This window comes from Nostoc sp., assembly GCF_036917535.1.
Taxonomy (GTDB): Bacteria; Cyanobacteriota; Cyanobacteriia; order Cyanobacteriales; family Nostocaceae; genus Nostoc.
This window is the reverse complement of record NZ_JBALDA010000018.1, coordinates 20,373-44,823: the sequence shown is the minus strand read 5'-3', so window position 1 is coordinate 44,823 and position 24,451 is coordinate 20,373. Positions and strand designations below refer to the sequence as shown.

Annotated in this window: 19 protein-coding genes and 1 pseudogene; 9 read left to right on the top strand and 11 right to left on the bottom strand. The window is 41.8% G+C overall.

Translation table 11 applies throughout. From position 1 onward, the window contains the following. Nucleotides 1-22 precede the first annotated feature (22 nt). A complete protein-coding gene (locus V7K56_RS06345; RefSeq protein WP_334908674.1) occupies nucleotides 23-760 on the bottom strand; it encodes a Ycf66 family protein in 738 nt (245 codons plus the stop codon). Nucleotides 761-976: 216 nt separating this feature from the next. On the opposite strand from V7K56_RS06345, the gene gndA reads away from it, so the two are divergent. Then, entirely contained in the window at nucleotides 977-2,461 is a 1,485-nt protein-coding gene (gene gndA / locus V7K56_RS06340) for an NADP-dependent phosphogluconate dehydrogenase (RefSeq protein ID WP_334908672.1), read from the top strand. A 154-nt stretch (nucleotides 2,462-2,615) separates the two neighbouring features. Here the strand turns inward: gndA and V7K56_RS06335 are convergent, their stop codons facing one another. The 3 genes from V7K56_RS06335 to cax form a co-directional block, all read right to left on the bottom strand. Then, entirely contained in the window at nucleotides 2,616-3,788 is a 1,173-nt protein-coding gene (locus V7K56_RS06335; protein WP_334908670.1) for a DarT ssDNA thymidine ADP-ribosyltransferase family protein, read from the bottom strand. Further along, complete coding sequence (locus V7K56_RS06330; RefSeq protein ID WP_334908668.1) at nucleotides 3,785-4,933, bottom strand: serine/threonine-protein kinase; 1,149 nt, start codon at nucleotides 4,931-4,933, stop codon at nucleotides 3,785-3,787. The genes V7K56_RS06335 and V7K56_RS06330 overlap by 4 nt, the downstream gene beginning before the upstream one ends. A gap of 219 nt (nucleotides 4,934-5,152) precedes the next feature. Beyond that, complete coding sequence (gene cax, locus V7K56_RS06325) at nucleotides 5,153-6,250, bottom strand: calcium/proton exchanger (RefSeq protein WP_334908666.1); 1,098 nt, start codon at nucleotides 6,248-6,250, stop codon at nucleotides 5,153-5,155. A 573-nt stretch (nucleotides 6,251-6,823) separates the two neighbouring features. On the opposite strand from cax, the gene V7K56_RS06320 reads away from it, so the two are divergent. From V7K56_RS06320 to V7K56_RS06310, 3 genes are all read left to right on the top strand, one after another. Beyond that, entirely contained in the window at nucleotides 6,824-9,541 is a 2,718-nt protein-coding gene (locus V7K56_RS06320) for a DUF3536 domain-containing protein (protein WP_334908664.1), read from the top strand. 605 nt (nucleotides 9,542-10,146) lie between these two features. Continuing rightward, nucleotides 10,147-11,130 carry a DUF1517 domain-containing protein gene (locus V7K56_RS06315; RefSeq protein WP_334908662.1) on the top strand — a complete coding sequence of 328 codons (984 nt, stop codon included), beginning with the start codon at nucleotides 10,147-10,149 and terminating at the stop codon, nucleotides 11,128-11,130. Between the two features lie 325 nt (nucleotides 11,131-11,455). Next, the gene (locus V7K56_RS06310) at nucleotides 11,456-11,836 is read left to right on the top strand and encodes a calcium-binding protein (protein ID WP_334908660.1); all 381 of its coding nucleotides are present in this window, start codon (nucleotides 11,456-11,458) and stop codon (nucleotides 11,834-11,836) included. A gap of 3 nt (nucleotides 11,837-11,839) precedes the next feature. Here the strand turns inward: V7K56_RS06310 and V7K56_RS06305 are convergent. From V7K56_RS06305 to folB, 3 genes and pseudogenes are all read right to left on the bottom strand, one after another. Continuing rightward, nucleotides 11,840-12,405 (bottom strand): annotated as a pseudogene (locus tag V7K56_RS06305) (sugar O-acetyltransferase). Nucleotides 12,406-12,474: 69 nt separating this feature from the next. Next, complete coding sequence (locus tag V7K56_RS06300) at nucleotides 12,475-13,758, bottom strand: diguanylate cyclase domain-containing protein (protein WP_334908658.1); 1,284 nt, start codon at nucleotides 13,756-13,758, stop codon at nucleotides 12,475-12,477. Nucleotides 13,759-15,110: 1,352 nt separating this feature from the next. Then, nucleotides 15,111-15,479 (bottom strand): dihydroneopterin aldolase, encoded by a 369-nt coding sequence (folB, locus tag V7K56_RS06295; protein WP_334908656.1) that lies wholly within the window; start codon nucleotides 15,477-15,479, stop codon nucleotides 15,111-15,113. Between the two features lie 167 nt (nucleotides 15,480-15,646). On the opposite strand from folB, the gene menD reads away from it, so the two are divergent. Next, nucleotides 15,647-17,446, top strand: coding sequence for a 2-succinyl-5-enolpyruvyl-6-hydroxy-3-cyclohexene-1-carboxylic-acid synthase (gene menD, locus V7K56_RS06290; RefSeq protein ID WP_334908654.1), 1,800 nt, complete (start codon nucleotides 15,647-15,649; stop codon nucleotides 17,444-17,446). 66 nt (nucleotides 17,447-17,512) lie between these two features. Here the strand turns inward: menD and V7K56_RS06285 are convergent, their stop codons facing one another. Further along, complete coding sequence (locus tag V7K56_RS06285) at nucleotides 17,513-18,163, bottom strand: DUF6615 family protein (protein WP_334908933.1); 651 nt, start codon at nucleotides 18,161-18,163, stop codon at nucleotides 17,513-17,515. Nucleotides 18,164-18,292: 129 nt separating this feature from the next. Between V7K56_RS06285 and V7K56_RS06280 the strand changes: the two genes are divergently transcribed. Then, nucleotides 18,293-18,643 (top strand): hypothetical protein, encoded by a 351-nt coding sequence (locus V7K56_RS06280; protein WP_334908652.1) that lies wholly within the window; start codon nucleotides 18,293-18,295, stop codon nucleotides 18,641-18,643. Here V7K56_RS06280 and V7K56_RS06275 read toward each other — a convergent pair. Next, nucleotides 18,594-19,418 carry a DUF2887 domain-containing protein gene (locus V7K56_RS06275; protein WP_334908650.1) on the bottom strand — a complete coding sequence of 275 codons (825 nt, stop codon included), beginning with the start codon at nucleotides 19,416-19,418 and terminating at the stop codon, nucleotides 18,594-18,596. The two genes, V7K56_RS06280 and V7K56_RS06275, sit on opposite strands and share 50 nt — an antisense overlap. A 140-nt stretch (nucleotides 19,419-19,558) precedes the next feature. Here V7K56_RS06275 and menB point away from each other — a divergent pair, with 140 nt between their 5' ends. Then, the gene (gene menB / locus V7K56_RS06270; RefSeq protein WP_334908648.1) at nucleotides 19,559-20,392 is read left to right on the top strand and encodes a 1,4-dihydroxy-2-naphthoyl-CoA synthase; all 834 of its coding nucleotides are present in this window, start codon (nucleotides 19,559-19,561) and stop codon (nucleotides 20,390-20,392) included. Between the two features lie 127 nt (nucleotides 20,393-20,519). Here the strand turns inward: menB and V7K56_RS06265 are convergent, their stop codons facing one another. Both V7K56_RS06265 and V7K56_RS06260 read right to left on the bottom strand, forming a co-directional pair. Beyond that, complete coding sequence (locus V7K56_RS06265; RefSeq protein ID WP_334908646.1) at nucleotides 20,520-20,834, bottom strand: hypothetical protein; 315 nt, start codon at nucleotides 20,832-20,834, stop codon at nucleotides 20,520-20,522. Nucleotides 20,835-21,259: 425 nt separating this feature from the next. Continuing rightward, nucleotides 21,260-21,814, bottom strand: coding sequence for a DUF721 domain-containing protein (locus V7K56_RS06260; protein ID WP_334908644.1), 555 nt, complete (start codon nucleotides 21,812-21,814; stop codon nucleotides 21,260-21,262). Between the two features lie 206 nt (nucleotides 21,815-22,020). Between V7K56_RS06260 and V7K56_RS06255 the strand changes: the two genes are divergently transcribed. Beyond that, the gene (locus V7K56_RS06255) at nucleotides 22,021-23,385 is read left to right on the top strand and encodes a hypothetical protein (RefSeq protein WP_334908642.1); all 1,365 of its coding nucleotides are present in this window, start codon (nucleotides 22,021-22,023) and stop codon (nucleotides 23,383-23,385) included. Nucleotides 23,386-23,613: 228 nt separating this feature from the next. Next, entirely contained in the window at nucleotides 23,614-24,366 is a 753-nt protein-coding gene (locus V7K56_RS06250) for a PspA/IM30 family protein (protein ID WP_334908640.1), read from the top strand. Nucleotides 24,367-24,451: the final 85 nt, after the last annotated feature.

Sequence of the window (24,451 nt, the reverse complement as noted above, 5' to 3'; positions counted from 1 at the left end):
TTAACGCTGGGTTTCACAGAATTCAACTACCTTGATTAGGCGGTATTTGTTCCGGTGGCGTTTCCTCTGGGGGAGCGAGTTCCGCATCCGGCGCTATTTCTTCTACGGTAATCGGTTGCTTATCCTCAATTTCAAAATCTGCTTGCGCTGCTTCCACCAATTCAGGAGATGGAGGATGTGGTGGAATCGCTTCCGGTACACTCTCGGTTTTTGCTTCGGTGTCGGTAGTAACTGTCTTTTCTGGTGGTTGTTCTGGTGTGACAATGGTTTTGTCAATAATCTCAATAGCAGGTTTCTCTGACAGTACAGAAGTAATATCTTCAGGTTTGGAGGTTGTGGGTGTCTTTTTGCTCACAGTCTGCTGCACCTTGTCTTTCGCGCCACTGAAGGTACTACCCAGACCTTTTTGCAACTGGCCCAGCCGTTCCTGAAGGGACAACTTATTCACCTGTTCTTGAATGCCAGTTTTTACCGTCTCAGCACTGGGTACTTGAGTTTGTTGTGCCTGCGGGGTCAATTGCCGACGTAATGATAGAGTTTGCCAGCCAAACCAGACCAAAAGAGCCACACTAGCCACATGACCCAGCAACAACCCCCCAGTAATGCGTGGTGCAAACACCCATAAGACCAAAGCATAGAACAATCCTACGCCACTCCAAATAAAGTCATTCTTGCGGTGGATTTCTGGAAAAAAGAAAGCTGCTATATAAATGGCTAAACTACCAAGACCCACTACCAAAGCTAGGACAAATGCCAGCATTGTTTGGTTACTCCTTACTGCGTCCTTTGACTATTTCAATTTTGCAAATTTTGCCAGTCAATTGTTGATTTAGATACAATTTAAAATTAATTATCCATGTTACTTGTGGATTTTTGTCGTTTAGATTAAGTCTTAAGGTCTTCTTTAGGGGAGAAGGGAAAATATCGGACTACCCTTAAAGTAAAAGGATCTGCAAGAGTTAGCCAGAAATTTTTTATGACACTACAAAGCTTTGGTGTGATTGGATTAGCCGTTATGGGTGAGAACATCGCTCTAAACGTGGAACGTAATGGCTTTCCAATCGCAGTATACAACCGCTCGCGCGATAAAACCGACAAATTCATGGCAGAGCGTGCACCAGGACGGAAGGTCAAAGCCGCATTTACCCTGGAAGAATTTGTTGCTGCATTGGAACGTCCTCGCAAAATCCTAGTGATGGTGCAAGCTGGTAAGCCAGTAGACGCGGTGATTTCTCAACTGAAACCTTTGCTAGATGAAGGCGACATCATTATCGACGGTGGCAACTCTTGGTTTGAAGATACAGAACGACGCACTCAGGAATTAGAACCCGCTGGACTTCGGTTTATCGGTATGGGTGTTAGTGGTGGTGAAGAAGGTGCGCTAAATGGCCCTTCACTGATGCCTGGAGGTACAGAAAGCTCCTACGAATATCTGTCACCAATTTTTAATAAAATTGCTGCCCAAGTTGATGATGGCCCTTGCGTAACCTATTGCGGTCCTGGTGGTGCCGGCCACTACGTCAAAATGGTACACAACGGCATTGAATACGGCGATATGCAGCTGATTGCAGAAGCATACGACTTGCTGAAAAATGCTGCTGGATTAGACCATAATCAGCTACACGAAGTTTTTGCCGAATGGAACACCACCGACGAACTCAATTCGTTTTTGATTGAAATTACGTCAAAGATTTTCCCCTACATTGACCCAGAAACAAATCTACCCTTGGTCGATTTGATTGTTGATGCCGCAGGGCAAAAGGGAACCGGACGCTGGACAGTGCAGACTGCAATGGATTTGGGGGTTGCTGTACCGACAATGATTGCAGCGGTGAACGCGCGGATTATGTCTTCTTTCAAAAAAGAGCGGGTAGCAGCATCCAAGATACTTACAGGCCCTTCTGGCAAGTATGAAGGAGATACCAAAGCTTTTATCAATATGGTGCGAGATGCTCTGTATTGCTCGAAAATCTGTTCTTACGCTCAGGGCATGGCACTGTTAGCTACAGCTTCAAAAACCTACAACTATAACTTGCATTTAGGTGAATTGGCGCGGATTTGGAAGGGTGGCTGTATTATTCGTGCTGGATTTTTGAATAAGATTAAGAACGCATTTAACGAAAATCCAGCGCCACCTAACCTGCTATTAGCTCCAGAATTCAAGCAGACAATTCTCGATAGACAAACAGCTTGGCGAGAAGTGTTGGTAACATCAGCAAAACTGGGAATTCCAGTGCCAGCATTCAGTGCGTCATTAGATTATTTTGACAGCTATCGACGCGATCGCTTGCCCCAAAACCTCACTCAAGCCCAACGCGACTACTTCGGAGCGCACACCTACGAGCGACTTGATAAGCCCGGAGTCTTCCACACCGAATGGACACCGATTTCTGAAGCATCAGTGCAAACTTCCACACCAAGAGAGCTGCAAACTTCAGAACCAACTACACCTACAAATTAGAGAGTCTTAAATTGTAAATTTGAAAGTGGCTCTTTGAGAGTCACTTTTTTGTCAATTATCACTGTTAATTGTTAATTATTCATTGTTAAGCTAATACACATTTAACTTGTATATTTTTCATTTTAGAGAAAAGCCATCTACGGTAACGTATGAATCAAGAGTGATTTAGCAAGTAATCATTAGTTAAGTATTTGGAATCAATTTGGTGTTCTCGTGGAAGATAAATCGCAACCGGAATTCCTATATTATGCAAATAACGACACATTAGCGGCCCGACTTCAGCCCAATTTAAGTTGCCCAAACCACAACCCAAAGCTGGCATTGCCAAAGACTGAATACCAATTTCATGACAATTGTTTCTAACCCAGTCTAAGCCACCTTCAATGTCCTCTAAACGAGAGTTATCTCGCCATTGTCTTTTAGTAGCAAACAACAAGAACCACTTTACAGCATTAGAGGTCACAAGCGGAAGGCTAAGATCAGCTAGTTCTTGGTCTAAAGAAGCTTCCCGTTTATAGAGATAGGGTTTTGTGGCAGTAAGCTGTTGATTCCGGCAAGCATCTTGATAAACTACATATACGTCAGGAAACTGATATTTTGCCCGTGATGCTAATCCTTTGCCCATTATCCCTTGAAGATTAACACTAATCGTCAAAGTTTGCATATTTGAAAAAAACATATCCCCATCAATCAAGGAAATATTAGTCCCAATACGGGCAGCAGATATGGGTTGGAAAAACATATTTGGTTCAGGAACAACAGGTATTTTAGCTGAACCAATAATTGTTTCGACTCGCTCTTTAGCCTTATAGTCTGCTACAAAAACTGAATGAACAAGTTCTGGGCTGATTTGCTCAGGAACCAAGCACTCAGCCATTATCTTTCGTTTGGAACCATCAAGTTCATTCCACCATTCATTTTGAATAATTTTCCATTGTTTCTGAAGTGTTTCTATTCCTTCCTTAATAGCAAAAAATTGAGTTGGTTCATTGGCAGCATTTCCATCTGTAATTAGTCCTCCTGTTGCTGCAAGTACATCGGGTTTGACTGCAATAACAGCAATGTCTCTTTTATCTTTTTCATGAACTACCCGATACATCATTGGGTTACGTGGCTGAAAGTATAAGTTAGCGTACTCCCACAAACTACTCCTTGCAGGTGTAGACTTGTCTTTTCGCTTGCTAACAATCTCACTATCGTAGATTGGTGTATATGAAACTCCTAGTTCCTCAACTTTTTTGTGGGATAAGATACCTCTTTTAAGTATTGAGGGCAGATTTTCAATGTGTGTAATGTAATAGAGACTTTTGATATCAGGCTTTCTCATTGATTTGGTGTGTTATTCTTCCCAAGATATTTGGCTTTTAATTCTTCTAATTCTTCATCTATTTGGCTTTTATTAGTAGGCCCAGATGTAGGATTTGGTGATTGTATTTTATTTATCTGAGGTTTGTTGCCACCCAAAAATTGAGTTTTCATTTCCTCTAATTCTCGATCAATTTGACTAGGAGATTTCGATACAAAAGTGGGTGGAGAATTTGGTGGTGATTGAAGGATAGGTTTTGGCGGGTTCGCTGGTGCTGCTACTTGCGACCGTTGATTTAAGTCTTTGAGAACTTCGTCTACTGTTTGATAACGCCGAATCGGAATACTTTCTAGCATTTTGTTGAGAATGCGACTCAGCTGATTACTGACGGGAGTTTGCAAGTATTGCTGCCATACCCAAGTATCGTTGTTGGTATCATAAGAATCGAAAGGCGATCGCCCAGTTAATAAATTAATACAAGTTGCACCCAAACTATAAATATCGCTGGCAAAAATAGCCCTACCTCTCATTTGTTCAGGGGCAACATATTCTGGACTGCCAATACTAGTACCAGTTTTATTTAAAGCAGCGCCAGTAGCAGATTTAGCAGCACCAAAATCTACTAATACTAGTTTGCCTTGAGCATTGCTTTCACGAATAATATTTTCTGGCTTGATATCGCGGTGAATTACGTGTCTAGTATGACAAAATTGCAAAACTGACAATAAATCGTTTAATAGTTGCCAAATTTGCGTTTCACTAAAAGCACCTCTATGTGCTAATTCCTGCGCTAAGTTTTGCCCGTCAATAAATTCTTGTACAAGATACTGCCGATTTTCTTGGGTAAAATATGCTAGTAGTTCGGGAATTTGGGGATGTTTGCCTAATTCATCTAACTGCACCGCTTCTTGGTTAAATAACTCTACGGCTTTGGCAAGTGTATTAGTGCCTTGGGATTGGGGATAAAATTGCTTAATTACGCAGCGTGGTTTTGAGGGTTTATCCTCATCCACAGCTAAGAAGGTTTTGCCAAAACCACCTTGTCCGATTGGTTTGATAGCACGGTAACGTTCTTTGAGGAGTAACTTGGAACCGCAAGTCACGCAAAACTTCACATGATCGGGATTTCCAGGCTTGGGACAATGGGGATTAAGGCAGTAGCTCATATAGGCGATCGCTCTTATATCTCTTTATTTTACTGGCGTTAAGGGTGGAGACTTTTGCGAATCCGTTAAAATATGAGCAATCTCTACGACGGGCTACGCCTACGCACTACTAACTAGTACAGCGTGGCGGAAATCAAGCCACCATTTTAAAAAAGCAAAAGCCTTGATATACAAACTTTTGACTTTTGACTTTTGACTTTTGACTTCCGCTTTGCGGTACTACCCCATACCTTCCATAACTGGATGAAAGTAGAAGGCGAATCCCAACACTGTATAAGCAGCTAATAATAAAGTGCCTTCCAGCCAATTAGATCTACCATCGGAACTAATAGTGTTTGCAATCAACACTGACACAACCACAGCGACTAATTCAAAGGGTTTGAAATCTAAATCCATTGGTTGATCCAATACCCGCCCTGCTATAACTAACACAGGCGCAACAAAGAGAGCAATCTGCATACTCGATCCCACAGCTACCGACAGGGAAAGATCCATCTTATCTTTCATCGCCACGGTGACTGCTGTGGCGTGTTCAGCCGCATTACCGACGATGGGAACCAAAATTACTCCTGTAAACAGCGCCGTTAAACCTAGCTTAGATGTAGCCACTTCCAGAGAATCGACTAACATTTCTGATTCAATTGCCACTAGCAAGGTACATACTAGCAGCACGCCAACCCATAAAGCCGTATTTGGTTTACCATGAGATATTTCCTCAACTTCTGCTTCTGCCTCTGCTACACCTACATCATAAAGATAGGAGTGAGTTTTCATCGAAAATAGCAGTGTTAGGGCATAAACCAAGATTAATACTCCAGCAACAGCAATAGAAAGATTTTGCAGTGTTTGTTGGTTAGTACCAAGAGAAGTGTAATTCATCGCCGTTGGCATCAAAATGGCAATCACTGCCAAATTCATCGAAGCAGCATTCACCCGCGCCACAATTGGCTGAAATGTCTGTTCTTTGTAGCGCAGTCCTCCCAAAAGCATGGAAAAACCCATTACCAGTAGTAAGTTGCTAATAATTGATCCCGTGATACTAGCTTTGACTATATCTATAAACCCAGCGTTCAACGCCACTAAGGCTATGATTAATTCTGTAGCATTGCCAAAGGTGGCGTTTAACAAGCCCCCCAATGATGGGCCGACTACGACAGCAATTTCTTCTGTGGCTGTACCCATCCAAGCTGCTAAGGGCAGAATTGCTAATCCAGCTGTAATGAAAACTATCAATTCTCCCCATTCCAGAAAGTGGGCTGCTACAGAAACCGGGATAAACAGTAGTAAAGCGAAAAGAATAATGTTTTTGGTTGACATTTGTTGTTTTGGGTTGAGGGTCTCATTCACAGCGAGCAATCCTAAATTTTAAATTTGGAGTGTTGAATCAACAATCACTTTCACTCAGCACTCCGACATAATACTCTCAACCGCTTGTACAGCAATTCAGAAATTTTACTGTTTTCAGTTCACTACTGTGTATGTGAAATTAGATTACGATATAATGAGTTATTGTAATCTTTTGTTGCAAAACTATGAATTTGAGCCAAAACATTACACTAAAAATGGGGTTTAATATATTAAAAGACAATTAAATTTTGATTGGCGCCCAAGAAGAGAAAACCCCTAACTGAGGCCTTGTTCAATGGCTAATTACTTTGAGCCTTTAGGGAAAGGGCTGTCTTGCAAAGTTCCTTTAAGTCGGCAGAGCCACCTAACGGATTTTGCACTATGCGATAACGCAGATTTCCCACTACAATAAAACCGCTTTGTCAAAAATTTAGTTGGATTCCATAGTTGTTTATACCGGATTTTGTGTGAAAACTATTGTATAAAGGTTTACGCACAGTAGTTTTGCTGCAACTGCAAGTTTTTTGTTTTGGATAAATATACATGACTTCTGCTGACCAAATGCCAGCTAGCTCTGGCTCAACGTTAACATTACATTCAGATCCCAATAACACCAAACAAACTGATCCCCTGAGAAAAGCTAATGGTGTTTATGTGACGGTGCATGGTCATTTTTACCAGCCACCAAGGGAAAACCCTTATCTGGACGCAATTGAACGCCAACCGAGCGCTGCACCTTTCCATGATTGGAATGAGCGGATTCATTGGGAATGCTATCGCCCGAATGCCTTTGCCAGAGTCTTAAATGACCGAGGTGAAGTAGTGGGGATCGTCAACAATTATGAGTATTTCAGTTTTAATATTGGCCCAACGCTGATGTCGTGGCTAGAACGCTACGATGTGGAGGTTTATCAGCGAATTTTAGAGGCGGATGCCAAGAGTAGCCAACGTTTGCATGGTCACGGCAATGCGATCGCGCAAGTATACAATCACATCATCATGCCTCTGGCAAACGAACGCGACAAATATACCCAAATTCGCTGGGGTAAAGAAGACTTCCGCTCTCGTTTTGGACGCGATCCCGAAGGGATGTGGCTAGCAGAAACCGGTGTGGATTATCCCACCCTAGAAGCTCTTGTTGCTGAGGGTATTCGCTTCATTATCCTTGCACCATCTCAAGCACTGCGTTGCCGTCCCTTCCCCACCGAAGATCATCCCCATCCAGAATGGCTCGAAGTCGGTGGTAGTCAGATCGATCCCACCCGTCCCTATCGTTGTTATTTGCAGCCCACACTAGACACTTCATCTTCATCTTTGAGTGCGATCGCTACTAAATCCAAAGAAGATAGAAAAGAAGAATTACCCTACATTGATATCTTCTTCTACGATGGCCCGATATCGCGGGATATGGGTTTTAGTGATGTCGTTTATAATTCCAGTCGCTTTGGCGGACGTATCGGTTCAGCGGTGCGTGGGGATCATCGTCCAGCACAGTTAATTTCTGTGGCAACGGATGGGGAAACTTTTGGACATCACAAGAAGGGAACTGAGAAAACTTTAGCTTATGCCTTTAGTAAAGAGTTTCCTCAACAGGGTTGGACGGTGACGAACTTCGCCCACTACCTGAGCTTAAATTCTCCTAGTTGGGAAGTGGAATTAAAGTCAGTCACAGCCTGGAGTTGCGCCCACGGTGTCGGCCGATGGCAGGATGACTGTGGTTGTGGCGGGGAAGGCAGTGTTTGGCATCAGAAATGGCGTCGCCCCCTGCGGGATGCCCTAAATTGGCTGCGGGATCAGCTAATTGAAGTGTATACAGAACATGGTAGACAGTTATTTCGCGATCCCTGGCTAGCGCGAGACGAATATATCCAAGTAATGCGCGATCGCTCTGCTAGCAATGTCAACCGTTTCCTCGCCCGTCATCAAACCCACAAACTAACCGCAGCCGAACAAGTAGACGCCTTGCGCCTGTTAGAAATGCAGCGTCACGCTTTATTAATGTTCACTAGTTGCGGCTGGTTTTTTGAAGAAATTTCTCGTCCAGAAGGGACACAAATTCTGCGCTATGCCGCCCGTGCTTTGGAATTGGCAGGGGAAGTAGCAGGTGTGCAGTTGGAAAAAGGCTTCGTCAAACGTCTTGGTTTAGCTCCTAGTAATGTGGATGACTTCAAACACGGTGCAGAAATTTATCGGCAACTCGTGTTAACTGCCCAACTTGGCTTTAAGCAAGTAGCAGCCCATTACGCCATTACTTCTTTGTTTACCAATCAGAAACCAGCAGAAACGCACAATTCTCTACCGAGAAAAGATGCTGCTGCCAAACAGTCTCAGCGTTACCATAAGCGGGTTTATTGCTACAGTGCCAATGAGCTAGATTACCAACTGCAACGCATGGGAGCGCTAACTCTGGCTGTGGGAAATTTAAAGCTAGTATCAGAGATTACTTGGGAAAGTGAGCATTTGGTATTTGCAGTTTTGCATTTGGGAGGCTGGGATTTCCACTGCTGTATTCAGCAATTTACTGGGCGGCGTGACTACAGCCAATTAAAAGAAAAGCTGTTTGGGGCACTAAAACAAGCTAGTGCGGCTCATACTATTTTGGCGATGACACAGCTATTTGGAGAAGAAGCTTTTAGCTTGCAAAATCTATTTGCTGAAGAACGCCACCGGATTATGGGGCTGCTGAGTCAGGAAACACTGGCACGTTTAGGGCAGTTGTATACCCAAGCTTACCGTGATAATTATGGAGTACTGATGGCGTTTCATCGTGATGAAATTGCAGTACCGCAAGAATTGCAGGTAGCAGCTGATATTGCTTTAGGGCATCGCTGTCTGATGACATTACGATCGCTTGAGCAAGAGATTGCTGATCCCCAAAAGAGTTGGAGTTACATATTAGAATTGGAGGCGATCGCTACTGAAGCAAAACATCTGCGTTGTCGGCTGAATATTCCCGACGGGAAGCAGATGTTAGAACAGTTAATTGCGCGATCGCTCTGGCAACTGTTGTACGATGCCAATGGTAGTTTTAATGCAGATATCCAACTATTGGAGCGATTGATTGATGTCGGGGATCAACTGAATATTGATATTTCCCTACAGCGATCGCAAGAATTATATTTTAGTTGTCTGCACAGTCAGATAGCGCCAGTGTGTATCACTAGCCTTGGTAATGAAGCAGATAATCAGTGTCTTCAGTTGCTCAAGTTGGGTAAAAAATTAGCCGTTGATGTTAGCTCGATCTCAAATCAGTTGGGATAGATGTAGGGACTCACAGCGCTACATTAGCATCAACTTAAGTCAAAACCTCGTTCTTAGCTAAAGACTGGGAACGAGGTCACGTCGCTTCTCTACGAGACGCTACGCGAACGCTCCGAATTCAAAATCCAAAATTCAAAATTAATACCCATAAATAAATTTAGAATAAATTTAGCGCAAAGTCTGAGCGGAGGTTTCCTCCGCTCAGAACTTTGTAAGAGAGGGGCTTGTATCATGAGTGTTCTTCGGTAAATTTTTGGATAAAAAATTTCATACACAGATAATTGGTATAATTATCCCCTTTTCTTTTGACAGTGAAACTGCTAGTCCAAGGCATAGCAAACAATTGCCCGTAGACGTAGCCCATCGTAGACATCGCAAATTTCTGTAATCAGAAACATGTCTTCAGGTACGGTTCCCCTGTCGAGAAATCCCCCCTGCGATCGCTGCTTACCCAAGATAAGACGCGGTAAATTGAATATGTAGCCTTTAAAAGGGAATGCTACAAACTTGCTTGTTATGGGCTGGCGTTAGCGACATCCTGCAACACTACTCCCAAAATGGGAAAAAATCATAAATAATAATTCCGTTTTTCAAGCGATTGTCTTATGCGTAAAAAACTACAACAAACCATCAAACCACTGTTAAAAGCCTTCTTAGCCCTAAGCTTGGTGTTAGCTTTGGCTCTTGGTCATGCCGACGGCGCATTAGCAGCCCGCAGTGGGGGTCGTATCGGTGGTGGCTCCTTTAGAGCGCCTTCCAGCCGCACCTATACACCACGCACTTATGCACCTCCAGGCGGGGGCGGATACTATCCTGGTGGTGGTTTTGGTGGCGGCTTTGGCTTTCCCTTCCTACTTCCCTTCTGGGGTATTGGAGGAGGATTTGGTGGTATATTTACCATCTTAATTTTCTTGGCGATCGCTAATTTCTTATTGCAAACTTTCCGCCGCGTCTCTAGTGGTGAAACTGGAGAAGCAGATTACAGCAGTAACTCTGCTGTTTCTGTAACTCGTTTGCAAGTAGGTTTGTTAGCTCAAGCCCGTGAATTGCAAAATGAACTCAACCAGATTGCTGAAACTGCTGATACTAACACCCCAGAGGGTAGAGCAGAAATTCTTCAAGAAGCCAGCCTCGCTTTACTCCGCCATCCCGAATACTTTGTATATGCAGGTGGTGGCACTCAACAAGCCAGTTTGAATTCAGCTGAAGGTCAGTTTAATCGGCTGTCACTGGCAGAACGCAGCAAGTTTAGCGAAGAAACTCTTTCTAACGTTAACAACCAGCTAAAAGCAGCCCTTACCAAAGATGCTTTACCTCCGGCTGGTGAACTCGACAACCCCACCCGCCTAGTTACCGAAGGCCCTGGTGAATATATTATCGTCACCTTGTTAACGGCGACACTAGGTAAGTTTGAAATCCCCACAGCGATTAATAGTGGTGATGATTTGCGTCAAGCTTTGCGGCAAATTGGTAGTATCCCTAGCGACAAGCTTCTGGCAATTGAAGTTCTTTGGACTCCTCAAGCTGAAAATGATACTCTCACATCTGATGATGTGTTAGCAAATTATCCTGATTTGAGACTTGTTTAATCTGTAAAAATTTTGCGCTTGAGCGCTAAGAAAAACTTTGCATCTTAATGCAACGAATAAGTTCCCCTTAAGAACAATAACTAGAAAACCGTTTGTCATTGACAAGCGGTTTTTTGTAGAGTTTATATCATTTCCAGATAATTAGTGATGATTGCCACAGTCATTTCACCCCACCTTGCCCTAAGAGTTTCCAAAGAGAAGATTAAGGGGTGGGGTTCTGGGAGGTGAATAAGTAATTAAGTGGACATAATAGATATATTTAACTATGCTTTTAGAAACATTTTGGTAGTATTATCAAAATGAATTATACGCAAAGTGTTATCTTATGCCTAGTGTTGAAGCCGACGAAAACCGAGAGCATCGCATTAAAACGGAGATCGTTGTAGATGCTGAAGACAAAGAAGACCGGGCTATGGGTTGGTACTACTACCTCGAAGAGGCTCTGAATTTTCCCTTTTTGGCTACATGGACTAAGAAGGGACGCAAATCAGGTGCTGTCGAAGAGAAACAAGTAGAAGTACTGGGAATGGCCCCAGATGATGAGTGCTTAAAAGATATGTTTGTCGAAGTGGCTTATATTAATGGTAAGGATGAAGATGTCTATTCTGCAAAATTATCTGAAATAGCAGCTATTGATGCTGACAGTGAAACTCAAGAAGCGATCGCAGACTGGCTCTATTGGATTGCTAGAGGTTATAAATTTTAAACTCTAGAATAAATACCGAATGACGCGGCAGGGATTGCCAGCAGCGACAACATTCTCAGGTATATCTTTGACAACTACACTACTAGCACCAATGGTTGTGTTATCACCAATAGTTACACCTGGACAAATAATTGCATTGCCACCAATCCAGACATTATTACCAATGTTAACTGGGGCAGCTAATTCTCTACCAGAAAGACGAATATCTGGCTCTGTTCGGTGATAAGCAGTATAAATTTGTACATAAGGAGCGCACAAAACATTTTCACCAATGTGAACTGTATTACAGTCTAAAATTACACAGCCATAGTTTATATACAATTTGTCGCTAGTAAAGCAAAAATATTAATGCCATAGTCACAGTGAAAGGGTGGCACAATTGCTACTTTTTGAGCGATTTTTCCAAATAATTCTTGCAAAATTTGCTGCCGTTGCTCTTGCTGTTCTTCAGTTGGAGAATTGTACTTTCGCAACAAACGACTGGTTAGCTTCTTTTCGGCAGCCAATTCTGGATCTTCGACCAAATATAATTCGCCTGCGAGCATTTTCTGTTTTTCGGTTTTTTCCATAACAGATTCATCGGGCTTCTCGGTTGTGTATGATAACCTTAGTAGCGGCTAGAGTATTATATTCCATCCTTAACTAAATATGGCATAAGTAGCTTTTCCCTGTCGTTTAGCTCGGTACATAGCAATATCAGCATCTTGTAGCACAGTTGCAGGCTCCTCATAACTACTAAAATTCCAAGTAATACCAATGCTAACTGTAGTAGATAATTGATATCCATTCAGGTTAACTGGCAATCTTAAAGAGTCTTGAATACGTTTGGCAACATTGGTAGCGTCGGTAATGTCTTTAATATCCTCCAAAAGAACAGTAAACTCATCACCACCAAATCGTGCTACAGTATCGCCACCACGCAAGCACGACTCTAGACTTCTAGCGATCGCTACTAAAAAATCATCCCCTATTCCATGCCCAAAGCGATCGTTAATCTCTTTGAAGCTATCTAAATCCAAAAATAAAACTGCAAAATAATAATCGCTTCTGCGTTTGCTACGTTCAATGGTTTGTCTAAGCCGATCTAAAAATAAAATACGATTCGGTAATTCTGTTAGCCCATCATAAAATGCATTGCGGGTCAGTTGCGCCTCTGTCTGCTTACGTTTAGTGATGTCTTGAAAAATTAAAACCGCGCCAGTAATATTGCCATCTCGATCGTGGATAGGTGCAACATTATCTCCAATCGCTATTTCTTTGCCGTCTTTGGTAATCAATGTACAGTTTTCTGGTAAATTGAAAACTTCACCTGCTTCGATTACATAAGTGGCCAAATTTTCAATTTTTTCTCCCACATCTTTATTAACTAAGTTAACCACTTCTATTAAATCTTTCCCTAATGCTTCACTTTGTTTCCAACCAGTGATTAGTTCTGCTATGGGATTCATCATTTCAATACAACCATTTGCATACGTCACAATCACTGCACAACCCATACTATTAATAATTGCTATCAACCTCTCTTTTTCTTCATATAATATTTTTTTACTCTCATGTTTGTGCAGGGTCATTTCAATCACAAAATGTAAATCACTTTCGATAAATGGTTTGACTATGTAACTAAAAGGCTCACTTAGCTGATTTTTATGTAATGTTTTATATTCCGAACACTCCGTTAGATATACTACAGGCACATGAAAGTGATTCTGGATAATATCCGCTACATAGAGACCATCTATTTCTCCAGCTAGACAGATATCAATTAATACTAAATGTGGATGAGTTTCTGCTACCTTTTTTATTATCTCCTCACCATATTCAGTTACTTCTGATACTAAATAACCTAATCTTTGTAAACTTTTTCTAATATTTGAGGCTATATTTTTTTCATCCTCAACAACTAGGATTTTGCGGGCCAACATGTTACAATAACTTGTTTGCTAAGGTTCAGATTTTTGTTGTCAGTGTCAACTCAAGTTAAAAGTGCTTATCTTATCATAAACAATTTTTAACTACCCTGTATTCTTGCCTGATATTAATACTGACTAATGAGTAAATAGCATCATGTTATTAATCTCCGGAAATTTCTATGCTTGTCAAAGCTAATTTTGATTAATTCATGTAGCTAATATGATGCTACTAACATCAACTTAAAATTTTAAAATGTATATAATAATTTTCTATGGAAAAAGTATAAACACTAAGTATAATATCTATATAAAAATTAATCAAGAATAAAATTTCATAAGATCTCAGTATATTACTTTAATATAAGTTAAAAAATCTAGAGTGTGTTGTATGTAATATAATATATACTCACTAAATTATCAAAACAGAATTCAGGAGTCAGTCGCTAGAATAAGAAATTGAATTGGAGTGTGACTGGTGAGGCAGTCGCTTAGAGGCGGTTTCCCTCATGAGCGACTGCCGTTAGCGTAGCGTTAGCGAGGTACGAGCGTCACCCGAAGGGCGGATGAATAACTGGGTTTAAGAAAAGAGCTAAATCTTCTCTTTCTCCAGACGCTGCGCCAAGCTTGCTTCCCCGTTCGCGGAGCGTTCCGTAGGAAAGGGGTACGATTTAGCGGTCTACAATCACCTGTAAGGGTCCCAATCCCCTACTGATAGCGAAGCTCCTTCGAGTCATCGAGCGTCTTGATTCTGACGCCAAGCCACAGAGCTTTCCAAGGCTCCGCTCCTGAATTCTGACGAATGTATTCTTCTTCAAGAATAATAATTAATCTTTATCTGTAATTAAAGAGTTTAATGCTGCTTTACCTACAAATAGCTTTTATATCCGATTAGGTCTAGATTCTGATCTAAAAATGTCTGAAATCTTAAATGATAAGGGAATTCGTATTACTTAGAAATATTTAGATAAAAATCGTAGATTGTTTTTTCAAAAATTTCAGTAGTCTTGTAATAGCCTGGCAAGCCTAAATGTGTGCAATAGAAAAATTAGTTATGTTTCTCAAATCTCAATAATTGATACATTTTTAATGCACTATTTTAGCCTTGACACGCTACTACGCATATTTTACAAATCCAATACTAGCCCTATAGCTTCTGGTTAATACTTAATCACAATTCCTGTCCTCTGAAAATATGCAAGTTAAATGCTCATCAGCAGATCGTGGTATTTTTTAGCTTTTTGATAGTCAGCAGGTGCTGGGGGCAATGGCAGGAAAGATTCTCATTGTGAGACATTCCCAAGCTCCACGTAAACCCTCTGTTCTTTGCTAGCTGATAGATATTGAAAAAAAACACATTTTGTGAATTAAATGTTGGATTTGATTTTAGTCAGTTCAATGCTAATTTTGCCACCAAAGTCTGGAATAGGTGCGGCAGGTTTGCTGAGAGTGACTTGGACTTTTGTTACACGATCGCATTCTTGGAGAATAGAATCTGCGATCATTGTTACCAATTTCTCCACTAAAGCAAACTTAGACGTTTTGATCAGATGTTGTATCAAGCTAATGACGCTGCGATAATCTAAAGTGTCTTCGATCGCGTCAGTCTTGGCCGCTGTGGAGATATCCAACCATAACCTCACATCCACCTCAAACCATTGTCCTAGCACCTGTTCTTCTGGTAGATACCCAGTGTAGCCATAGCCGCGAATTCCCGTTAAATGAATGCAGTCCATAAAAGTTTGAGAGCAAATTGTGCATTTTGTAGAAAGTGGAGCAAGTTTGCTTGGAGATTTTCTTTCTCAGAAACTCGCGTGGCGGTGTTGGATTCTATCACCGCATTGATGGATTTTAAATTGAATTTCCTTAGACAAAATCTCAAAATTAAGATTGTTTTATAGCTATGTTTGATTTAATGCCGATCGCTTATAGGAATGTTAATCAACTTTGGGCTTATATTTTAACAGAGACCCTAAAGCAATTGGGATTAACTTGTGCCATCATTTGTCCTGGATCGCGCTCTACACCCTTAGCGATTGCCTTTGCTCAACAAGCACCTGAGATTGAAGCAATTTCCATTCTCGATGAACGTTCTGCCGCCTTTTTTGCTTTGGGACAAGCTAAAGCAACCGGACGTCCAGTGGTACTAGTTTGCACCTCTGGTACAGCAGGAGCAAATTTTTATTCAGCAGTCATTGAAGCCTCATATAGTCGCGTACCACTGTTGATATTGACCACCGATAGACCTCCAGAATTGCGAGATTGTCACTCTGGGCAAACTGTAGATCAATTGAGATTATATGGAAACTACCCAAATTGGCAAACAGAGTTAGCCTTACCCTGTGCCGATCTGAGAATGCTAGCTTACCTGCGACAAACGGTAATTCATAGCTGGGAAAGAGCGCAAACTCCTACAAATGGGCCAGTACACTTGAATATTCCCTTTCGCGATCCCTTAGCACCTCTTCCTGATGGAACGGACTTGAGTTATTTGCAATCACAATTTCAACCAGAAGAGTTTTTCGCAGGAATAGCAAACCCATGCCCCATGACGCCACTTGCTCCACTTGGGGAGACCCCAAGACCGCAGTGGCTCCTCTATGCCCCATGCCCCATGCCCAAAGAATGGAAAGAATGCGATCGCGGCATTATTATCGCAGGTGTTGCCCAACCACAGCAACCACGGGAATATTGTAAGGCGATCGCGCAACTTTCCCAAACTCTCAAATGGCCTGTGCTAGCTGAGGGACTCTCCCCAGTGAGAAATTATGCCGAACTCAACCCTTATTTGATTTCTACTTATGATCTAATTTTGCGAAATCAGCAATTAGCAAAGCAGTTAGCGCCCGAAATGGTGATTCAGGTGGGTGAAATGCCTACAAGTAAAGAGCTACGTACCTGGATAGATGCAACCCAGCCGCGACGCTGGGTAATTGACAAGAGTGACCAAAACCTCGACCCTTTGCACGGGAGGACGACGCATTTACGGATATCTGTAGAAGATATAAAGGCAGACGAGAGAAATTTATCTTTCTCCTCAGACTATGGAAAGCAATGGTGTGATGCGGAAGCTAAAGTCAGGTTAGTTGTTGACCAGACGATGGGGAAAATAGATGAAATAATTGAGAGTAAAGCAGCTTGGTTAATTTCTCAGATTTTACCGCCAGGAACGCCACTGTTTATTGCCAATAGTATGCCTGTGCGAGATGTGGAATATTTTTGGAAACCGAATAATTTAGAAGTGCGATCGCACTTTAACCGGGGTGCAAATGGCATTGACGGCACATTATCCACAGCATTAGGAATTGCCCATCGCCAGCAAAGTAGTGTGATGTTAACGGGAGATTTAGCCCTGTTGCATGACACTAATGGTTTTTTAATCCGTAATAAGTTTGTCGGACATCTGACGATTGTGTTAATCAATAACAATGGCGGTGGTATTTTTGAAATGTTACCCATTGCCAAATTTGATCCGCCATTTGAAGAGTTTTTTGGCACTCCCCAGGATATTGATTTTGCCCAATTGTGCGCTACTTATAATGTTGAGCATGAATTGATTACTTCTTGGCAGTATTTACAGCAAAAATTAAACCCGCTTCCAAATAAGGGAGTTCGACTTTTGGAGTTGCAGACAAATCGCAAAGCTGATGCTAAGTGGCGACAGGATAATTTAAGGGAGTTTGCTGCCAATATTGACATTTAAGTTTTTATTGCTGAATAGCAGAATTCAATATAGCGATTAGGTTAAACGCTGATGCCTCGTAGTTCATTAAAAACGTATGTCTTGCTCATCAGAGCTTTGCTGACGAAAATCGTAGACTAAAAGAGCATTGAAATCACTTATTTCAAACTTAAATTCGTTTTCCCACCATTCAGGAACACCAACCTGCACCTTGTCCATAAATGACAACAAATACTGTGGAAGTTCATCATGAAGACCTCTAAAGTTATTGGATTTTGGTGATCCTGATGTCATTTCAAGTTGAAAATATTGTTTTAAATAGTGCTGTAATCCACTACTGTTTGTTGTAATTAAGGGACAACAAGCAAAACAAGAAAATGGTCTACAGAGCTTGAGAATATCATTAGCTGTGATTTTCAGGGGATAACCTAAAATAAAAGTATTATGGATTTGCTGACCACCTGCAAGAAAAACTCCATCATTTTGATTACTCAGTTGATTATTGCACATCTTATAGTTAATAGCTGGACTATAGAATGCATAAAGAGAAATTGCATTAGCTCGTTTAGAGTCTTCTAAAAATTTATTAATTTGTAGACCATACTTATTAATATAGGCTAATTTTTTATAGTTATCATAAGTTGATAATTTCTTTGCTTGAACGCAGAAACGTACATAGTTATCAGTAAATAAAATCCACCATTCCCAATCTGCTCCAGTTTGACAAGCCTCTTCAATCCTAGTAAAAGTATAATATAGGATATTTGGTACTTTAGTAGATATATGAAATAACAGCTAATCAGTCAGTGACTCTTCATTTACATTAGGCTGCTTAGTAAGCCAGAAACTAACATATTTAGAAGATTGATGAATTTGTTGGCAAATATTTTCCATATTCAACGAATTTTATGTGTGAGATTTACCCTTTTGGTAATCTTGTTTGTAACTACCCTTCTAAGTCAGCGATCGCAATCTCAATTCCAACAACGCCAAAGCCAACGCTTCCAACGTTCCTCAGCAATTTCACTAAATAGCCGTTTTAACAGTCGCAGGACGAGCGATCGCACTCCTTCTTCCACCGCTTCCTATGCTGATTCACTTTGGGAAACTTTATTTGTAACCATAATTATTTTACGGAGTGCGATCGCCCTTCTCCTCTACGTGAAACTTACCCGCTTACTTCACCTTGTAACCACCCTGACAAATCAGCAAGAGTAGAGAAATCCAACAAAGCATCACCTAAAGCTTCCAACTGTTCCACCGATAACTGTTGAATCTGGGACAGCAGCGCATCAGGAATATTACCCACGCGCCGATTTAATTGTCGTAAAATGATTTTTCTTTCTCCTTCTTCCTGTGCTTCCCGAATCGCCCGTGGTTCTTCCAAATTCAGTCCTAACATCGCTTGAATCTCCTCTCGACTAAGGTTAGAAAACTTGTAGACGATAATCGTCGTTATTAAATCAATTATCGCTTGCTCCGATTGTTGCCGTGCTTGTTGTAGTAAAAACCGCGCCCCTTCCACTGCTTCCGTTTTTGAAGTAACATTTGTCAACAACATCAACCCCAATCCCAAAGGTTGTTGTCGCAAATCCCCCAACTCATCCAGATAAACCCGCGTGACTTGACCACTTTCTAACAAAGCGCGGTGAATTGAAGAGGAAGAAGGTTCAAGACTACGAGAAGCAAAGATTAACACTCCGAACCAGTCATCGTAACGGATAGAGTTGCGGTAGAGAAACAAAAACAATTTGCTAAAGAAGCGGTGATATAAGTCTTCGTCCTTCTGAAACTGGACTTCTGCAAAAAAGACGGTTTTGGAAACTGCATTAGCGGGAGGTAAAAACACTCCATCAATCCGAAACGCCGTTTCTTTGACCTCAACTGATTCAAACTGGTAGTTTTCCGCTTCTGGAGGTGGTTTATCTACTAATTCAAACAGCAAACCGGGAAATTGCTTAAATAATTTGTAGAAGATGGTGTCACGTCGCATTTTTATTCCTCAACACCCAGACAATTACCAGATCGTAAAGGCTTGAGACACCAATTTTAGCGTAGACGTAGCCCACCGCAGGTATCGCTTGTCCCTACGTCCGCGATAAAATTCTCGAAGCAACAGCGCACTCCATACCAATGCAAATTAACTGGCAAACTGCCAAAACCTACGAAGATATTCTGTATCAAAAAACTGATGGCATTGCAAAAATCACCATCAACCGTCCCCATAAACGTAATGCTTTCCGTCCTGAAACCGTCTTTGAACTGTACGACGCTTTCTGTAATGCTCGTGAAGATACCACTATTGGTGTTATCCTATTTACTGGTTATGGTCCACACACTGATGGAAAATATGCCTTCTGTTCTGGTGGCGATCAAAGCGTGCGCGGACATGCGGGTTATGTGGATGATACTGGCATCCCTCGGTTGAATGTGCTGGACTTACAACGGCTGATTCGTTCCATGCCGAAAGTGGTGATTGCCCTAGTCGCCGGATATGCGATCGGTGGTGGACATGTCCTACACTTGATTTGCGACCTTACCATTGCTGCCGATAACGCCATTTTTGGACAGACTGGCCCGAAAGTCGGCAGTTTCGATGGTGGTTTTGGAGCCAGCTATCTCGCCCGCATCGTGGGGCAAAAAAAAGCTAGAGAAATTTGGTTTCTCTGCCGCCAATATGATGCACAACAAGCTTTAGAAATGGGCTTAATTAATTGCGTTGTCCCAGTGGAACAACTAGAAACTGAAGGGATTCAATGGGCGCAGGAGATTTTAGAAAAAAGTCCGATCGCAATTCGATGTCTTAAAGCTGCCTTTAACGCTGATTGTGACGGACAAGCTGGTTTACAAGAACTTGCTGGCAACGCCACCCTACTTTATTACATGACAGAAGAAGGATCTGAGGGAAAACAAGCCTTTCTCGAAAAGCGTCCACCAGATTTTCGTTCTTTTCCTTGGCTACCTTAGAATTACAAAAATCGCACCTCACTAAAGGGTGCGATTTTTGTATATATCAACTTTTACAGCACTAAAAATCTTAAAAACAAATCTTATTTTAAGTAGACTACAAACTTAGTCCAGTAATAATGGATGACTAAATAACCACTGCTTTAGTCTTTACCTGTTCGGGTATAGAAGCAGTTATTTCCTCTAGAGGGGCAAGAGCAGTATTGTCTAAATCTGAGGCTAGAGATTGACAAGATGTTAAAACTGAGGCTGCATCTGGCAATCCCCAAGCATCCTCTAAAGTTTCCCAAGAAGGTGCAAAAGGTGGGAGCGCCAAAGAGCAAGCCTTCCAAGTCGCTTGAACTGGTGCGCCCAACTGCTGGCACGTTCCACCACGGCGACCTTCTGGCTGGTAATGACGGCAATATTTACAGGCAGATGCTAGAAATTTAATAGGTTTCATTTGGATTCATCTTTAGTGCCGTTTCTGGCTGAATTTCATCTTTATATTTTGCTTCTACATATAAAGACGGATAAGAGCCAAAAAGTCATTATTTTATATAGGTTTCAGCGATCCCAAGGAAAAAACAAACTTTAGGATATTTTTATAATCTTGTTATATATTTAAATAATCTTGATAGTGCTTCCCTATAGATTTGGGCTAAAACTTATTAGGGATCAAGACTAAAACTAAAGCTTTTGATTTATCCAACCTTTTAACTTCCTCCTTAAATCATCCTTAAGGCATAGAATTCCAAATAAATAGTCTGCGTATATACCACATTCGGCATATTTGAGCAGTAAAATATGTTTTTTCTCAAGAATCAAAACTATTTTATGTGATAGTAGCAAGTTTGTCAGGAGAAATTCTGCTTAATGAATAATCGCTCAACTATTTTGCTTAGAAAACTGTTTAGCAGCACAGACAGAACAGACTTGCCAGCGTTGGAGTTCACCGTGTGGGGTAGGAGATTGACACTGGGGACAAAGGGGTAGTCCATGCGATCGCGATCGCACAATCTGCGTCCAATGTCCAAAAGCGGCATTTACATCTTTAGTGGGTGTAGCATCAGGGCGGTTAATCTCATCACCAAGGTAACTGGGATGCTCATGAGGCGAAACCGATTGTTGCTGTTTTATCTCCACCGACGGATTCTGCCAGCCAGCAGTAGAGAAGCGAATATCAACCAAAGGCGCTGGCAGCTTTTTATTCAACTTTAAAAGTAGAGATGTGCGACCAAAAGTCAGGTTTTGCGCCCAAGCAGCACTAGAAGTTGCTACTGATAAAACATCGCGCTGAATCGACAATGGTCGAGTATTTGCAGCAACTACTGGGCTAACAACTTCTGCCCAACACTTGAGCAGGCGTTGAAATGGTTGCTCCTGCCATTTAGCCTGCTTTTCCAGAATCCTTAAAACATCATTAATTGATTTCAACGACATTATTCAAAGTGGGGAGCTGAGGGGACAAGGGAACAAGGGGGACAAGGAGGAATTATTGAACAAGTCTCTCCCTTGTCTCCCCCTCTTCTTCGTCTACCTTGTCTCTTCTTTGTCCACTCTATCTATTTAAATAATTTCCGCTACTATTGTCACAAAATATATTTAAAAATTGATTCTAGTAATCTACAGTTTGAGGCACAAAAGCAATGACTCAAAAACCCCTGAACGACTCCAGTACTCATCAATCATCTAAAACACCTGGGTTGAAACCAGTACTAGCAGCAGCACTAGCAAGTTTAGAAGTGCTGCTAGATCAAGAGTTAGCTAGATACCGACGCACGCGAACTGGTTTGGTGTCATCTAATCAATCCCGTGTTGCAAGTTACATGAACGGACAACCCCAACCGTTAACTGCTATTCCGACAACATTGGGCGCAACTCAGTCATCAGCAACGGAAATTAAAACCAACATACCGCCTGCATCTGTACCTGTGAATTCTGAGATGAACTCAGCACCAGCTACGGCAAAAACTGATGTACCACCTGCATCTGTAGCTGTGAATCCTGAGATGAACCCAGCACCAGTTACGGCAAAAATTGAGGAACTGAATAATCTTAATGTGTCCTCCACATCCAATGCAGCTAAAACAGAAACTCAACTTCCACCACCTCCACCTAACTTTAGTAGAAGCATCGTGCCAGCAATCGTTAAAAATACTAAAAGCGAAAATCACTTGCAGCCAGATGATAGTCCTAAGCACCCAGATGACTATTTAGAATCTAGTGAAGCACTGCTGCGAAGTCTGACAGAAGAACAACCAGAAACCAAGAAACCAAGCAATTCTAGCGACAGTCTGCTATCACCTTTGGGTATTGGCTCTATGTTGCTGCTATTGGTAGCGAGTCTTACCTTGGGTTATGTAGTCTTCAATCCTAAAAGCTTGCCACAATGGAATTTAGGCAAGTTGTTTAACGGCAACTCGTCTCCCACACCAGAAAATACTGAGGAAGTTGGGAGTAATGTCCAACCTCAAAACCAGCCACCAAGCACATCTATACCCAAGTATCCCAATCTAGCTACTGAAGAGTTTCCTGAGGTGAGAGATGCCAATGATGTAGTTGGCTTAAAACCCAAAGTCCAACCAACTCCCGCAGTAGTACCTAATCCAGTTGTTCCCCAAAACCCCGCAAATCCTCAAGCAGCATTGCCTGACTTTAATACAGCCCGAAAACCGACCAACCCAATCGCTTTAGCACCAGTACCAACCCTAAAATCCTTGCCTCCCCTAAATTTACCTTCTACTTCACCAACAAAAACCTTGCCCAAGCCAATTGCAATCTCAGCAAAACCAGATGCAGAAATCAAACCAGGAACAGATGGGTTCTATCATGTAGTTATAGATAATAAAGGAGCGGCTTTTGCCTCAGCACGGCAAGTAATTCCTGATGCTTATTTATCGCCCAACAAAGAATTGATTTATCTGGGTGCTTTTAAAACTAAAGAGCAAGTAAAACAACAGATGCAATTGTTACAAGCGAAGGGAATCAAGGCACGAATTCAGCAGCCATAAATTGCAAAAATCTACGATACCATGAGATAACAGTCTTAAGTATTTGTTAGCGTTAGCAGGGCATTGAGCCAGTGCTGAGTTTTGTTAGCAATAGCGGGGCATTGAGCTAGTGCTGAGTCCTGAGTATTAGAGACAAAATCTTGCTTGTTTACGCCCCTACGATAAAAATTTTATACTTAGGACTTTAACTAGGCACTCAGAACTGGGTTTCGTGAATGGAGAGCCGACATGGAATTAATCAAACGTATCCTGCGGGTAATTCGCGCTAATCTCAATAGTTTAGTCGGTGGTGCAGAAGATCCAGAAAAGATTTTGGAGCAAGCTGTCTTGGAGATGCAGGAAAATCTGGTGCAGTTGCGGCAGGGAGTGGCACAAGCGATCGCCACCCAGAAACGCACTGAACGACAAGCAGCGGCCGCTCAGTCTCAAATGGAAGAATGGTATCACCGCGCCCAATTGGCGCTGCAACAAGGCAATGAACCTCTAGCACGTGAAGCTTTGACTAAGCGCCAAGCCTATAAAGAAACCACTACAGCCCTCTTTTCGCAGATAGAGCAGCAAAACGAGATAGTTGCTAGGCTAAAAAAGGATATGCGATCGCTAGAGTTAAAAATTTCCGAGGCGAAAACTAAAAAAGATATGTATATTGCCCGCGCCCGTTCTGCTGAAGCGTCTTATCGCCTCCAAGAAATGCTCGGCGGAGTTTCTACTAATAACAGTCTAAGTGCCTTTGAGCGCATGGAAGAAAAAGTTTCACAGATAGAAGCTCAATCAGAAGCCATAGCTCAACTTAGTAGCGACGACTTGGAAACACAATTTACTTCTTTGGAATCTAATGATGTAGATACCGAATTGGCAGCGATGAAGGTGCAGGTTTTCAAGCAGTCAGAAAACACACAGCACAATAGTCTCCTAACTGAGGAGAGCCAAAAGACAGGACAGCCTCCCCAACAGCAGTTACCCAAAACTCAGGATTCTTGAAGTTCAACTAATTAGCCCAGTTTGACGATATCTTAACAATTAAGAGTTGTTAGGAGGTACTGATTCAAACTGGAAAGATTACATT

Coding starts and splice junctions, on each gene's coding strand:
- V7K56_RS06315 (WP_334908662.1), top strand. CDS start 10,147: ATGCGTAAAAAACTACAACAAACCATCAAACCACTGTTAAAAGCCTTC.
- menD (WP_334908654.1), top strand. CDS start 15,647: ATGTTTGATTTAATGCCGATCGCTTATAGGAATGTTAATCAACTTTGG.
- V7K56_RS06280 (WP_334908652.1), top strand. CDS start 18,293: ATGAATTTGTTGGCAAATATTTTCCATATTCAACGAATTTTATGTGTG.
- cax (WP_334908666.1), bottom strand. CDS start 6,250: ATGTCAACCAAAAACATTATTCTTTTCGCTTTACTACTGTTTATCCCG.
- V7K56_RS06335 (WP_334908670.1), bottom strand. CDS start 3,788: ATGAGAAAGCCTGATATCAAAAGTCTCTATTACATTACACACATTGAA.
- V7K56_RS06345 (WP_334908674.1), bottom strand. CDS start 760: ATGCTGGCATTTGTCCTAGCTTTGGTAGTGGGTCTTGGTAGTTTAGCC.
- V7K56_RS06330 (WP_334908668.1), bottom strand. CDS start 4,933: ATGAGCTACTGCCTTAATCCCCATTGTCCCAAGCCTGGAAATCCCGAT.
- menB (WP_334908648.1), top strand. CDS start 19,559: ATGCAAATTAACTGGCAAACTGCCAAAACCTACGAAGATATTCTGTAT.
- V7K56_RS06320 (WP_334908664.1), top strand. CDS start 6,824: ATGACTTCTGCTGACCAAATGCCAGCTAGCTCTGGCTCAACGTTAACA.
- V7K56_RS06275 (WP_334908650.1), bottom strand. CDS start 19,418: ATGCGACGTGACACCATCTTCTACAAATTATTTAAGCAATTTCCCGGT.
- gndA (WP_334908672.1), top strand. CDS start 977: ATGACACTACAAAGCTTTGGTGTGATTGGATTAGCCGTTATGGGTGAG.
- folB (WP_334908656.1), bottom strand. CDS start 15,479: ATGGACTGCATTCATTTAACGGGAATTCGCGGCTATGGCTACACTGGG.
- V7K56_RS06260 (WP_334908644.1), bottom strand. CDS start 21,814: ATGTCGTTGAAATCAATTAATGATGTTTTAAGGATTCTGGAAAAGCAG.
- V7K56_RS06255 (WP_334908642.1), top strand. CDS start 22,021: ATGACTCAAAAACCCCTGAACGACTCCAGTACTCATCAATCATCTAAA.
- V7K56_RS06265 (WP_334908646.1), bottom strand. CDS start 20,834: ATGAAACCTATTAAATTTCTAGCATCTGCCTGTAAATATTGCCGTCAT.
- V7K56_RS06250 (WP_334908640.1), top strand. CDS start 23,614: ATGGAATTAATCAAACGTATCCTGCGGGTAATTCGCGCTAATCTCAAT.
- V7K56_RS06300 (WP_334908658.1), bottom strand. CDS start 13,758: ATGTTGGCCCGCAAAATCCTAGTTGTTGAGGATGAAAAAAATATAGCC.
- V7K56_RS06310 (WP_334908660.1), top strand. CDS start 11,456: ATGCCTAGTGTTGAAGCCGACGAAAACCGAGAGCATCGCATTAAAACG.